We start from the raw sequence: 13,860 nt of genomic DNA, 5'->3' as shown, positions 1-13,860 counted from the left end.
AGTCAAACCGACTCGGCACCCTAGGACTCCTCGGCCCCCCGCTGCGATGTCAACTGCCCGCTCACTTGGCAAAGCACTTTAAACAGCGAATCGGGCTGGATCGGTTTGGATACGTAATCGTCCATCCCGGCATCGAGACAGCGTTGGCGGTCTCCTTTCATCGCATTGGCGGTCATCGCCACGATCGGGATATGACCGCCGCTGGCTCGCTCTTTTTGCCGAATCCACTCAGTCGCTTCGATGCCATCCATCTCGGGCATTTGAACATCCATTAGGATCACGTCGAACGAGCCGTTTTCCCACGCTTGGATCGCCTTCTTGCCATCCTCGGCAATGACGACTTTGTGCCCATTTCGCTTCAAAAGTCCCGTCGCGACTCGCTGATTGACCAAGCCATCCTCGGCAAGCAAGATGTTCAGCCGCATGGCATCCCGGTCTGCATCCTGAGTCTCGGGTGTGTCGCTATCCTGATCTTCGGATTGGCTTGGCTCTTGAACCACGCTGAGCATCGTGTTGAGCAATTCCGACTGCACCACCGGTTTGGTCATGTAACGGACGATCCCCAACTCTTGACATTTTTTGGCGTCGCCGCTCTGCGCAGCTGACGAGAGCATGATGATTCTTGTGCCTCTCAAACGCTCGTCCGCTTGCACCTGTTCAGCAAAACCGAAGCCATCCATTTCGGGCATCATGTAGTCAAGCAACACAAGATCAAATGGGTGCTCGGACGACGCCGCTTGTTCCAATTCCTTCAACCCCTGCGTCGCCGCTTCGGTCGAAACCGTTTCCATGTTCCAACTTTTAAGCACTTCCTCGAAAATTCGCCGGTTGGTGCGATTGTCATCGACGATCAGGACGTGCATCGGATGCGTCGCCAATTCCTGCATCCGATGTTGTTTTTCCAAATCATCTTGGACTGTCAATTCAAGGGTGAAATGGAATGTGGTCCCTTTGTCGATTTCACTTTCCACCCAAATTTCGCCGTTCATCATCGCGACGAGTTGCGAGGAAATGGTCAACCCCAGACCAGTGCCACCAAATTCGCGAGTGGTTGACGCATCGGCTTGCCCAAACGCCTCAAAAATCTTTTCCTGCTTCTCGGCGGGAATGCCAACGCCGGTGTCGATCACGCGGAAATGCAATCGAATCTTGTTTTCGCAGCGTGATTGGCAAGTGACATCGATCACCACTTCGCCTTGCTGAGTGAACTTGATGGCATTGCCAGCCAGATTGACAAGGATTTGCCGAATCCGCCCGGGATCACCGAGGAACGTGTCGGGCAGATCGGGGGCGATCCGGCAAGCCATCTCCAAGTTCTTCTCCGCAGCCCGTATCGACAACGCTTGGCCTGTTTTTTCGATACAGTCTCGCAGACTGAATCCGATCTCTTCGAGCTCCAAGCGTCCTGCTTCGATCTTCGAAAAGTCAAGAATATCGTTCAACAGCCGCAGCAGCGAATCGGCAGACTGCTGCATCATATTCAAATAATCACGCTGCTCGGCACTCAATTGCGAGGTCGCCAACAATTCCCCCATCCCGATGATGCCGTTCATTGGCGTGCGTATTTCATGACTCATGTTCGCCAGAAACGTACTTTTGGCCTTGTTCGCATCACGTGCCGCGTCGCGTGCAAGCGTCAACTCGTGATGCGTTTGCTGCAGCTCGCTGCCCATTCGATTGAAATTCCGAGCCAATTCGGTCACTTCATCGTTGCCTCGGGTTGCCACGGTCGTATCCAATTCCCCACGCCCGATCGACACCGTTGCATCGGTGAGTTGGTCGAGACGTTTGGACAACGACAACGCAGTCGCGCCGCCAATCAAAAGCGTTGCCAATGTGGCCAATGACGACAACCAGATAATTCGATTTCGCAAACGATTCACCGGAGCAAAGACGACGGATTCACGGCGTTCGTCCATCGTGATCCACCCCAGGCCTTTGAAGTCACCGTAACCTCGCGAAAGTGCGAATGCCGACAGGTACTTTTCACCGGTCTCTTCATCACGGCGATAATACACATCGTTGGCATGATCGGCGTCGAGCTGAACGTCTTTGAAGTATATCGAACCGTCCGACAACGGCTTCGTGTCGTCGTTGCTGGCGCGAATCACCCGCCCCTCGGCGGTAAACAAGACCAACCGTTCGTCGTCTCGGTAACGGCCCACCCGAGTATCGATCACGCTGAACACCTCTTGAATGTTCATCACGGCCTTCAATACCCCAAGCGGTTTTCCGCTCTCGTCATCCACACGCAAACAGATGTCGACCGAGTAAACACCGGCACTGTCATCGAGCATCACGTCGCCGATGTAGACTTCGTTTTGATAGGCATATTTCCACCATGCCTCGTCATCCTGACGGTAATCCGAGGTTCGACTGGTTTGAGCCGCGTTGACGCCAAAGCGGTTGGTAAAGAACACTTCACCAAAAATGGTGTAGCCGCTGCCTTCGTTGAGCTTATTGAGCCGTTGACGAAGATCGCGTGAGAGCGGGTTCCGCAGAAGCGATCTCATGAATTTGGTTGCTTCATCCGCAGGGGTGTCTCGCCAACTCTGGTCTCGCTCTTCGATCGTCGCTGCGGGATCCTCTAGTGCTTCGATCGCTTGATTCGACGCGACCAAGACTTGCTGCGCTAGATCGCTTCGCGAATACGCTTTCCAATCGGCCGTGCGGGCCTGAACGATCCGATCAATTTCGTCCATCACCGCGGTGGCACGGGTCATCGAGGTCGCTTCGATCGCGTGCCGCAAACTGCGTTCGCTGACCTGCGTCGCATACATGCCAACGAACCAAATCAGCAATGCAGGCAGGAGCGTTGCCAGCAGCAACTTATGAACGATTCGCATGTGAATCACTCCTGCAACAAGGAAACAGAACGTCTCGCCACGCCCCTCTTCGCTAGAGAGGGTGGTTGCTATTGTAGCGAATCCAAACCGGCCAAGGCGCATTACGGTCCCATTAAGCAGCCACAAAGTCTTCTTCGGTGGCCATCGCGATCGTTTTTACCCCGAATCCCTACGCGACTGCCGCCCACGACGGAACTGGCCAGCGGGCATGCGGCGAATCGGAAAACCGGATGCCATCGCGAAAGGCGGATTCTCTGATATGCTACGCAAAACATTGCGTCCCGTTTTCCGCTGCCCCCTTTCCTCCTTCAGACCATCGCACCACCGCATGAACAATTCCAACGCTGATTTCCACAAACACATTGACGAATTGTTCGATCACATGATCAACGAACTCGACTATCAGACCGACGAACCGCTGGAGTGGGTATTTGGGATTGAATCATCCGATATCGCGCTACTGGAAAAAGTCGGTCAGCGTGCTCCGGATTCCTACCAGTGGGATGTTCAAGAAGAAGTCGAACATGTCGACGAAGAGGGCAATACCCGGATGGCGGGCCCGATGTTGGCGCTGCGAAGATGTGAAGCGTTGACGGCCGAGCAAGTCAAAGCGTGCGTGGACGAAATTGATGCGTTGGCAAAAGAATTCGGTTTGGAACTCGGCGACGTCACCTCGTACGATCCAATCGACGAAGATGATTTTTTCGATTGGATGTCACTTGATGAAGCTCACTGGCGATTGCGGCATTATACCAGCTCGGGACTGGAAATCGACGGCGATCTCCCCTGGCTGTTCTTGCTTTTCGCGTCTTCGCTGGAAGAGTTAAACGCGTTGACGGTCGCGTTGGACACGCAATCGATCGGCACCATTGAAAGCTACGATGAGCCGGACGAGGAAGGTCAATTTGCGTTGTGTTTGTTCATCGAGGGCAAGAATAACGAAGCGGAGCTGACCGAGATGTATGATCGTATCAACGCAATCGCCGAAGTGAATCACGCCCAAATTGCCGGCATCCAATTTCTCGACCAAGAAGATTTTAATGACGTCTTCGGCGACGACGAGGATGACGAAGAGGCGTAAGCTAGCCCCAAAGTGGCTCTCAACCAACAAAAAGGCGACCGTGTTTCAGCGAAGAACACGCCCGCCTTGTCGATTAAAAAAATCCTTGCCAACCGCAGCGGAGCCGCCTCTAAACTTCGCTCAGCTCGGGAATTTTGAAGCCCGGGTTGCTCGGGTTCTTCAACAACCGATTGGCCTCGGTGGCATAGTCGCCGGTGTGCGTTTCCGTCTTGGGATCAAACGTCAACATAGGACCAACACGGTACTTCGCGTCTTTCTCCGACACGCCGACTCCATCGGCCATGATCGAGTGCAATTTGTTGAAGTGCAGCGTCGCATCCTGGTTGTCACCAAATTGGCCTGCGCTGGCGCTAAACGGCACCTCGTGACCTAGCCGGTACGAATTGTTCATCAGGTGGCCCAGCACGCATCCATAATGAGCGTCCAGCACATTGCCGTTGGCCATGCTTGGATCGTTTGCTCGCACCGCAGCGATGAAGGAATTCCAATTGCCGCCGGGTGTCACTTTGCCTTTGGAAAGTTTCAAGCCTTCGGGTTTTGCGGCCCCAGGACGCAAGATCTGATAGTGACTCTCTCCTGTGATCACGCTGCCGTCTTCGAGATAGTACTCGTTATAGACCTGGCGTTTGTAGTCTTTGTAATTCACGTTGCGAACGTTAAAGAACACCATTTGACCGTTGGGATATTCCGCCATCGAGAACATCGTGTTAGGCGTCTCCCCTTGGTCGTCCCACTGAAACCGTCCGCCAATCGCCATCGCGCGAACCGGATGCGTTTGATCGTCATCGATCGCCCAACGAGCCACATCCAATTGATGAGTCCCTTGGTTGTTCAAATCGCCGTTGCCGGTTTCCCAGAACCAGTGCCAGTTATAGGGGTGATAGTTGGCGTGATATTGGTCGATCACGGCAGGCCCCTTCCAAAGATCCCAGTTCAAATTCGACGGCGGAGTGCCGGGGGATTTGGATCCAATTCCACCTCGAGGCTTGCAGCAGTAACCATAGGCAATCTTCAATCGCGGAAGCTCTCCTGATTTGAGTGCTTCGTGCAGCCCCGCCACCCCCGCATCGCTGCGGCGCTGCGTTCCGTGCTGAATTACAACGCCATATTTCTTCTGAGCTTCGACCGCCACGCGGCCTTCGGCGACATCATGGCTCATTGGCTTTTCGACGTAGACGTGTTTACCTGCTTGAGCCGCACGAATTGTGATCAGCGAGTGCCAATGGTTGGGGGTGGCAACCGAGATCGCGTCGAGCGACTTGTCGTCAAGTGCGTCGCGAAAATCGGCCACTCCCTTGGTCGTAAACTTGCCGTCGGCCTTTTTCTCGATCGAGCCCAATCGCTTCTGTAGCACGTTCTCTGCAGGATCGATGGCATACGCAATCTCGACGTTGTCCGCTTTCATCCATCCGTCGATATGGCTTTGACCACGACCGTTCAGCCCCGCGACCGCGATTCGCACACGGTCGTTAGCGCCTTTAATACCCGCTGTGGCTTTGGTTCCCATGATGATCAACGATCCGCCAATTGCGGAGGTTGTGGACAAGAATTCGCGGCGTGTCGGCTTTAATGGGGGCTTACGGTTCATCAAACCATCCTTCAATCAAGTGGTGGGATCGGGGGGTGAGAATGAACAGTATAGACTTATCCAGCGCCCATGTGGGAAATGACCGCTTTCACGTACTGAGGAACCCGATTGAGATTGAGCAACAATTCATTGCACGCACCTCACTTCACGCACACCATAAGCATCCCCCTCGCGGCAGAGGGGACTGCGGAATCCCGCCAATTCGCGAGTCTTAACAAAGAATGTGTACCCCACAACCGCTTGCCTCGGTTGGTGCAAATGAATGCAGCGTATTTGCTCGCGAAGCAAAAAATTTCTGCGGTTGACCGCAACGGAAATCCGATCCCACAAGGGTGACAACCTTCTGAGGGGCGAAACATAGCTTACTGGAACGGAAGCAATGTTCGCTAAAGCGTAGCGGCTTGTCATCATCGAGTTATTCGCATCGGTTTGCATAGGGGCAATTTATGCATACGGCAGTGAGGACGCTGGTCCTGTTAGGGCTCAGCATAGGCATCGGGACACAGGCACAGGCACAGACTTCGGCGTCGATCGACTTTTGCGTGAACGTCCAAAATGCGCTCGCCATCTTGGCACCCAACGGTCCCATCAGCCTGAATCATGATGGGACGGCGGGGATCAAGTCGTTTGCGCCGCAAACCTTTTCTGCCGTTTGCAATGATGGCGACGGTGCCACCGTCACCTTTGCCACGATCACCGGATTCGTACACGACACGCTGCCGCTGATTGCACGCGATGTGAAGCTTGATCTCGCGATTGCATCCTCTGACACCGAAGCAGGATGGGCTGTCGACGTGGTCTCGGACCAATCCGATATCACAAACCTTGTTCCTGACTTGAGTTCGCAAGTGCAAGCGAGTTCGTCGGGACCAGGAAACGTCGAGTTACAGTTGACCGTGTCGATGGACAGCGGTTCGGTCGCCACGCTGGTGCCCGGAACCTACTGCACGACCGTTTACGCCACAATCACCGCAAACTAATCACTTCGTTTGCAGACGATTGCCGCGATTCGCATCTCAACCTCACTATCAAGCTGTCGAAACCAATGACGTGCGTATCATGAACATCGCACCATCGATTGCGTTCATCACACTGGTCGCAGCCATCGCGACTAGCGGATGCCAGACAAAGCAAACGCGAAACGAGATCCAACTGCACAGCCAATCCGTGCTTGCCGATCCGTTTTTCAACTTGCCTGCGACAGCCCTGCGCAAACCGAACACGGTGGCCTATCATGCGAAGCAACGCGAGTCGTTGATCGAGTCGACACCCGTCGGATATGCGTTGCCGGAAAATAAATCGCGTATCACGTCGCTGGGGCCAACGATCTCAAAAGGAAATCGTGCTGCGTCCACTCACCAGAGTGCTGGGCATGTGACCGCATCTGATGACACCTCAAAAGAACCGCAGGTGGTCATGGCAAGCTATGGAGATATGGCGGACGAAGTGTACGAGCCTCAGCCGATCGACGGCAATCACCAATCGCCTCTGCTGAGTCAACCGACGCCACTGTTAAACGATGCCTTTGTCGAAACCGATGTTCGCCAAGCGATTCAATCGCTGGCCGAGCAGGCGGGAATGTCGGTGATCATTGACGATCAAGTACGAGGATCGGTAACCGCGGTGATCGAAGACGAGGATTTTGAACGCGCCCTACGCAAGATCCTGCTGCCGCTGGGATACCGATGGCGTCAAGACGGCGACGAGTACTATGTCGGCCTTCCCGAACCTGGGTCGGCATTGTTTCCATTTTTGGCAGAAAGATACATCTACGAAGCTCGGCATCGCACACCCGAATCATTGAAATCACAACTTCCCGAACGACACTTACAATTTGTTCGTGTGATGGGACAGGGAGGAAAGCTAGCGATCGAAGCGCCTCCGATCACCGCACACCAGATCCTGCGTGAGCTGGAAGAGACCGACAAAGTCGTGCCTCAAGTCATCTTGGAAGCATTGGTTTGCGTTTACAGTCCCGAGACGAATTACCGTTTCGGGTTCGACGTCCATCAGGGGATGAAGCTTGACGGTATCAATGCAGGTTCGTTCACGCTCGATGGACTTGGGGTGGCGGGCCAGTACGGACCGGCGGGATTTAATTCTCAATTAAACGACTTTCGTTTCACGAGCGCGCTGCTTCGTGCTCTCGAACAAAAAGGTCATGTCAAAATCCGTGCCGCACCTCGGGTCACGACCGAAGACGGTAAGAAGGCCGAAATTCATATCGGCCGCGAAAGTTTTTTCAGTGTCCAGCCGAGTGGCAACGGAGTCTTTTATCGACAAGACATCCAAAAAGTGGATTCGGGCATCATGCTGGAGTTGACCCCAGAGATTCGCGCTCCGCATGTCACCATCCACATCGACCGCGCCGAGGTCAGCGAGGACATTCGCAGCGACGAAACCCAAGCGAACGCCTACGACCAATTCCCCGTGATCAATCGCCGCCGTGTCTCGACATCCGTCCACGTGATGGATGGACAAACGATTGTGATCGGAGGCTTGACTCAGCGTCAAAAGGTCGACCAAGTCAACAAGTTGCCATTCTTGGGCGACGTCCCCTACATGGGACGGCTATTCCAACGTATCGAACGGCGCGAACAGGAAGCCGAAGTGGCCATCTTTATTTCACCACGAATCGTTTATCAGGATGAACCCTATGGGGATGAAACGCTTTGTCCGACGAATTTTGATCCTAATGCTATTCGCTATGGTGACGACAGCGGCCAATGGTGAGTCGCCGTCGCAGCGGATTGCCAGGATCAACGCCGAGGCGCGGTTTCGCCCGACGTTCCGAATTGATCCGCTCGCTTTCCAGTGCCAAGCGATACCAGGACAAACCGTTCGCTTTAAATTCGAGCTTCACGGGGGCGAAACGCCGATCGACTTTTCGGTTCAACCGGTCTCGTTGGTGCAGCATCGTGATGGCAAAGTCACCGCCGCCGAAGACCTGCAAGACACCGACTCGGTACGTCTGTTGACGTCCACCGAACTGCGACTACACCAGGGCGAGGTCCAAGAGATCGAAGGAACCTGGACGCTACCACGGGACAGCGGTCAATTTGTCAGCGTCGGGCTGTTGGTGACCGATCGCAGCGAAGAACCGCTTTCCCAAAAAACGACCTCGCGACAACTCGGCGTGCGATTCGTCACGCGTTATCTATTGCGTCTGGAGGCCGACATTCGCCGCGCCAATGCAGGCCAAGGCGAAATTCGTCTGACCACCGGTGGGCTGGTCGATCGCGATGGTTTTGCTCACGTCAATGCGTTGCTGTGGAATCCGCACGACGCGGGGCGACGGCTTCACGCGAACGCTCGCCTGCTCGATTCGTCCAACAACGTCGTCATCAACGACGTGCCGCTCGGATTGGAGTCGCGACTGCATCAGCCCGTACCGAAACGATTTGAACTCACCGTGTTGCCTCGCAGCGAGGTAACTTTGGCGGCAGCGCTGCCCGAACCGGTGTTCCCCGGCGATTATCAACTACAAATCGATGTCTCGGACGACCGTGGCGATGTTACTCAGCAAGTGTTTCCTGTTCACGTTGGCCGATACGACTTTCAAGCCCAACGCAGCGTGGTAGGACGCGTGTTGAAGTCGATCCAGGTTCACACATCGGCCATCGAATTGTCGACGCTTCGCGGTGGAAATCGGCTGGTACCGCTATCGCTGAAAAACCAGGGGGACAAACCAGTGTCGATTCGGCTGGTCACGCAAGATCGTGATGGTGACGAGGTCTCCTGGCTGCGGGTGCGGCCCGATCGAGTTCAATTGGCTCCCCGCACGCAGCGCAAAGTGATGGTCACCATGAACGGACACGCCGGTGACAAACTGGACAAGTATGCCGAGCTGATTCTATACGCCGAATCAGAAGCCGCGGCAAACCCAGCCGCCCTGAAAGTTCCCGTGGCGATGTTAAATGACGATCGTTCGCACGATCCGAGTGTCGCGATCGGGAAGATCCAAGTCAGCGAGCACGATCCGCGAATCGTGATACTGCCAATCACCAATCATGGCACGCGTCATCTAACCCCGCATCTGATCGTGACGCTCACTCGCGGCAACGAGGCACCGTTGATTTGCGAGGCTGGCTATCACGCGTGGTTGCTGCCGAAGGAGTCACGTGAGTTGCGTTTCCAACTGCCCGAATCCACCTCAGGCATTTTTAAAGCGTCGATCCACGCTGCCCTAGATCGATCAGCCGATCCGATCCTGAGCGAACAAACGATCGTGCTGCCATAGCCAGCCGATTTCTCGATCCCCATCTTCATCCCCTCTGTGATCGCGTTGGACGTTAGCGAATCAAGAGAAGGACAGAAGGACGCAGAAGGTGCCAGCTACCTTTCCAGCTGCACCTTCCCAATTCCCTAGACGGGTGGCTGCCATCGTGTCGATTCGCTTGCAGTCACCACTGCTGGGGTGTAGCCTTGAAAGGACTCCCGCCTCTCGATCGGTCCAGCCTCTGCTGACGAGTCCCCTTTCTTCGCGCCCCACCCTATGAAAAATTTCATCGCGTTTGCCCTTCTGCTGTGCTCCGCTGCGGCAGTGTTTGGTTCGGTGTCCGTGTCCGCCGAAGACGTCCGCCATCAGCCGCTCAAGGATCTGAATGGCTACTTCCCCTTCGATCCACCGGCATCGCTCGAGCAGTGGGAGACACGCAAACAATACGTACGGCGGCAAATTCTCGTGGCGACCGGGCTCTGGCCGATGCCGACCAAGACACCTCTCAATCCAGTCGTTCACGGCAAGATCCAGCGTGATGGGTACACAGTCGAGAAGGTCTATTTCGAGAGCGCCCCTGGTTTCTTTGTAACAGGTAATCTGTACCGTCCGACCAACATCGAGGGCAAGGTGCCAGGAGTCATGCTGGCGCATGGCCACCACAAGGATGCGCGTTTGGACATGACGCCCGAAAACAGGTTACGCAGTCTAATCGCCGATGGTGCCGAGCGGTTTGAGCGGGCCGGACGCAGCACCTACCAATCGCAATGTCGCCAATTGGCCCTGATGGGATGCGTGGTTTGGCAGTGGGACATGCTCGGCGATTCCGATTCGATTCAGCTCTCGCGTGAGCTTGTCCACGGTTTTGCGAAACAGCGTCCGGAGATGAACAAGACAAAACACTGGGGCCTGTTCAGCCCGCAAGCCGAGGCTCATTGCCAGAACGTGATGGGGCTGCAAACACTGAACGCCGTACGTGGACTCGACTTTCTGCTCAGTTTGCCCGAGGTCGATCCGCAGCGTGTCGCCGTTACCGGTGCGAGCGGCGGCGGTACACAGACGATGATTTTGGCGGCGATCGATGACCGCATCAAACTGTCATTTCCGGTCGTCATGGTCAGCACTGCGATGCAGGGGGGCTGCACGTGCGAAAACGCAAGTCTGTTGCGTGTGAATACCGGCAATATCGAATTTGCCGCCTTGGCAGCGCCTCGGCCGCAAGGCATGAACACTGCGGACGACTGGACCAAGGAATTGGCCACCAAGGGATTTCCCGAGTTACAACAGCTCTACGCGGCGTACGGCAAGCAGGGCGACGTCTTTTTGAAACGGGGCGAACACTTCCCGCACAATTACAACGCGGTCACTCGCTCGGCCTTCTACACCTTCCTGAATAAACATTTCAAACTTGGTTTTCAAGCTCCGGTGATCGAGCACGATTTCGACCCGCTGCCGCCCGTGCAGCTCACCGTCTGGAACGACCAGCATCCCGCCCCCAAGGCCGCTGATCCCGATTTCGAACGCAACTTGCTGGCGTGGTTCACCGAGGACGCCGAGCAGCAACTCAGTGCCGCCGCTTCGACACCGGAAGGCTTGAAAACCGTTATCCTTCCGGCCGCGGAAGTGATCATCGGTCGCACCTACGCCAACGCAGGCGACGTGCAGTGGGCACCACAACACGAGCAGGATCGCGGCGACTACGTGCAACACACCGGCACGCTACTGAACCAGACACACGGCGAAGAAGTGAACGTCGTCTGGCTATGCCCGAAACACCCCAGTGGCCGCGTTGTGATCTGGATCGATGATTCCGGCAAGTCCGCCGTTTACAGTGACGACGGCAGCGTGAACCCCGCCGTGCGAAAACTGGTTCAAGCGGGCACAACCGTGGTGGGCGCTGATCTGTTCCTGCAAAATGGTGAAGCGGTAAAGCAGACTCGCGTCGTTGGAAATCCCCGCGAATTCGCCGGTTACACCTTCGGCTACAATCACGCGTTGTTTGCCCAACGCACCCACGATGTCTTGAGCCTCGTCCGTTTTCTTCGTCACGCGAACTCCGGCCCCTGTCCGAATCGAGATCTAAAGACCGTTGCGATTGCCGGGTGGCGCGACAGCGGTCCCATCGCTGCGGTGGCGGGCGGGATTGCCGGAGATGCCGTCGACCGCATCGCGATCGATACACAAGGGTTTCGTTTTGGCCAAGTCTTGGATTATCGCGACCCGATGTTCTTGCCGGGTGGAGCAAAGTATCTCGATCTACCCGGTCTGATCGCACTGCACGCTCCACGCCCGCTGTGGCTCGCTGGCGAAGGCTCACAGCCTGAGTTGATCAGCACAGCGTATCACGCGGCCTCTGAGACCAATGCCCTGGTGACTTTCACCGGCGAGGCAGCACAACAGCAAGCCGCGGCAAGCGAGTGGCTGCTAAAGTAAGGATCGTCCGATACAATAGTCGCTGATCGCTCCGCGGTCAGCACGATGAATCGCGGGAGACGTCGACTGTAATGCAGAGGTCGTTTCGGTCATCCCGCAAAACGAAAGTCGTTGACGGCTTGTTAATTTAGTGAAGTTTCCTGCGGCAAAGGGCGTATGATGGACTTCCTAGTCCGTCAATGGTGTATTCGACGGACTAGGAAGTCCATCGTACGACTAGATCAACAAGCCGTTGACGATTTCTGTTACAACTAAATGCGTCACCATGCATGCGACTTGCTCTGGCGATCCTAAACATGGATCGCCTGACGCATTCCCACCCACAATCCCCCCCCTTCCGAGAGAAACAACGATGAGAAAACTTTTTGCAGCTGCGATGATGATCGCGTTTTTGACACCCTGCGGTTTGACGGCGTCGGCGGCGGACGTCGAGGATGGATTTACCTCGCTGTTTAACGGCAACGACTTGGCCGGCTGGGTCAAACGTGGCGGCTCCGCGGAATACGAAGTCGAAGATGGCACGATCGTTGGGAAATGCATCCCGAATACCCCTGGCAATACTTTCTTGTGTTCGGAAAAGGAATTTGGCAACTTCATTCTGAAGCTGCAGTACAAATTCATCGAATCGGGGAACTCCGGCGTCCAGTTCCGCTCCGCCGCCCGTCAGCAAGGCGACGGCGAGCGAGTGTACGGTTATCAGTACGAAATCCGTCCCGGCGGCGACGCGACCGGCCGCATCTATGACGAAGGACGTCGCGGCCACAAGTTTGGCATCATTTGGCTCGATGCCCACACCCCGCAGGATCGACTTGATGCAGCCCGAGCAAGCTGCAAAGAAGGTGAGTGGAACGAGCTAGAAATTCAGTGCGTCGGACCGTCCATCAAGACTTGGCTGAACGGCAATTTGGTTGTCGATATGTTCGACAGCTTCACGATGAAGGGCTTTATCGGACTGCAGATCCACTCTGGAAAATCGGGCTCCGTCGCTTGGAAGAACATTCGCGTCAAGGATCTTGGCGAGAGCAAGTGGGAGTCATTCTTTGTCAAGGACGACGACGGCAACTACAAACTTGCCGATGCCAAGTTCGTTCTGCCCGAAGAATGGTCGTTCACCGACGAGGGCGTTCTGCACGGCGTCCACTCCAAGAGCCAAGGCAAGGACGGGTTAGTGATTTCGAACAAGAACTACGACGACTTCATCGCTCGCGTCACCTATCGGATGCACGGTGGCAACAGCGCGTTGTATTTCCGCGCCGAGGAAACCAGCGCCCCCTGGGTGCTACGCGGATTCCAAAACGAAATCGCCAACAATGGCAAGGACTCGGCGCTTTGGCACACCGCCGGCATTGTCGATGGCAAAAAGATCCCCGGCCGCGGCTGGGTCGTTACCAACGACGAACTCGTCGAAAAGGTCCGCAACAAGGACGACCAGTGGAACACGACCTGTACCGCCGCGTATGGCGACCGACTGGTCCAAACGCTCAACGGATTCTGCACGTCGGATATCATCGACGAAGCGAGTGAGAAGACCGGCAAGCTGGGTCTGCAAATGCACGGGGGCACCGACTGCGAAATGTTCTTCAAAGATTTCGAAGTCATGCCCATCACCGACGACATGAAGAAGCTGATCGAGCGAAAGTGAGTCGCTGTAGCCACGAGCTGCGGCAACTTGTCAGTTTTTTTGCGATGCCGA

Annotated in this window: 8 protein-coding genes; 6 read left to right on the top strand and 2 right to left on the bottom strand. The window is 55.5% G+C overall.

The window, feature by feature from the left end:
* Nucleotides 1-20: 20 nt before the first annotated feature.
* Complete coding sequence (locus tag ABEA92_RS07485; RefSeq protein WP_345683182.1) at nt 21-2,846, bottom strand: response regulator; 2,826 nt, start codon at nt 2,844-2,846, stop codon at nt 21-23.
* Nucleotides 2,847-3,174: 328 nt separating this feature from the next.
* On the opposite strand from ABEA92_RS07485, the gene ABEA92_RS07480 reads away from it, so the two are divergent.
* A complete protein-coding gene (locus ABEA92_RS07480) occupies nt 3,175-3,927 on the top strand; it encodes a hypothetical protein (protein WP_345683181.1) in 753 nt (250 codons plus the stop codon).
* A 109-nt stretch (nt 3,928-4,036) separates the two neighbouring features.
* Here the strand turns inward: ABEA92_RS07480 and ABEA92_RS07475 are convergent, their stop codons facing one another.
* The gene (locus ABEA92_RS07475) at nt 4,037-5,515 is read right to left on the bottom strand and encodes a Gfo/Idh/MocA family protein (RefSeq protein ID WP_345683180.1); all 1,479 of its coding nucleotides are present in this window, start codon (nt 5,513-5,515) and stop codon (nt 4,037-4,039) included.
* A gap of 542 nt (nt 5,516-6,057) precedes the next feature.
* Here ABEA92_RS07475 and ABEA92_RS07470 point away from each other — a divergent pair.
* The 5 genes from ABEA92_RS07470 to ABEA92_RS07450 all read left to right on the top strand — a co-directional run bounded on the left by ABEA92_RS07470 (nt 6,058) and on the right by ABEA92_RS07450 (nt 13,809).
* A complete protein-coding gene (locus ABEA92_RS07470; RefSeq protein ID WP_345683179.1) occupies nt 6,058-6,495 on the top strand; it encodes a hypothetical protein in 438 nt (145 codons plus the stop codon).
* 79 nt (nt 6,496-6,574) lie between these two features.
* Nucleotides 6,575-8,248: a type II secretion system protein GspD gene (locus tag ABEA92_RS07465; protein ID WP_345683178.1), complete on the top strand. Its 1,674-nt coding sequence runs from the start codon at nt 6,575-6,577 to the stop codon at nt 8,246-8,248.
* Nucleotides 8,211-9,755, top strand: a complete 1,545-nt coding sequence (locus ABEA92_RS07460) for a hypothetical protein (protein ID WP_345683177.1) — start codon at nt 8,211-8,213, stop codon at nt 9,753-9,755. The genes ABEA92_RS07465 and ABEA92_RS07460 overlap by 38 nt, the downstream gene beginning before the upstream one ends.
* A 255-nt stretch (nt 9,756-10,010) precedes the next feature.
* A complete protein-coding gene (locus ABEA92_RS07455; RefSeq protein WP_345683176.1) occupies nt 10,011-12,167 on the top strand; it encodes an acetylxylan esterase in 2,157 nt (718 codons plus the stop codon).
* Between the two features lie 352 nt (nt 12,168-12,519).
* Nucleotides 12,520-13,809, top strand: coding sequence for a 3-keto-disaccharide hydrolase (locus tag ABEA92_RS07450; protein WP_345683175.1), 1,290 nt, complete (start codon nt 12,520-12,522; stop codon nt 13,807-13,809).
* The last annotated feature ends 51 nt before the right edge of the window (nt 13,810-13,860 follow it).

This window comes from Novipirellula caenicola, assembly GCF_039545035.1.
Classification (GTDB): Bacteria; Planctomycetota; Planctomycetia; order Pirellulales; family Pirellulaceae; genus Novipirellula; species Novipirellula caenicola.
The sequence above is the reverse complement of the archived record's forward strand: the minus strand, read 5'-3'. Positions and strand labels throughout refer to the sequence as shown.

Excerpts from the sequence above, each read along its gene's own strand:
- ABEA92_RS07485 (WP_345683182.1), bottom strand. The coding sequence starts at position 2,846 with ATGCGAATCGTTCATAAGTTGCTGCTGGCAACGCTCCTGCCTGCATTG.
- ABEA92_RS07480 (WP_345683181.1), top strand. The coding sequence starts at position 3,175 with ATGAACAATTCCAACGCTGATTTCCACAAACACATTGACGAATTGTTC.
- ABEA92_RS07475 (WP_345683180.1), bottom strand. The coding sequence starts at position 5,515 with ATGAACCGTAAGCCCCCATTAAAGCCGACACGCCGCGAATTCTTGTCC.
- ABEA92_RS07465 (WP_345683178.1), top strand. The coding sequence starts at position 6,575 with ATGAACATCGCACCATCGATTGCGTTCATCACACTGGTCGCAGCCATC.
- ABEA92_RS07460 (WP_345683177.1), top strand. The coding sequence starts at position 8,211 with ATGCTATTCGCTATGGTGACGACAGCGGCCAATGGTGAGTCGCCGTCG.
- ABEA92_RS07455 (WP_345683176.1), top strand. The coding sequence starts at position 10,011 with ATGAAAAATTTCATCGCGTTTGCCCTTCTGCTGTGCTCCGCTGCGGCA.
- ABEA92_RS07450 (WP_345683175.1), top strand. The coding sequence starts at position 12,520 with ATGAGAAAACTTTTTGCAGCTGCGATGATGATCGCGTTTTTGACACCC.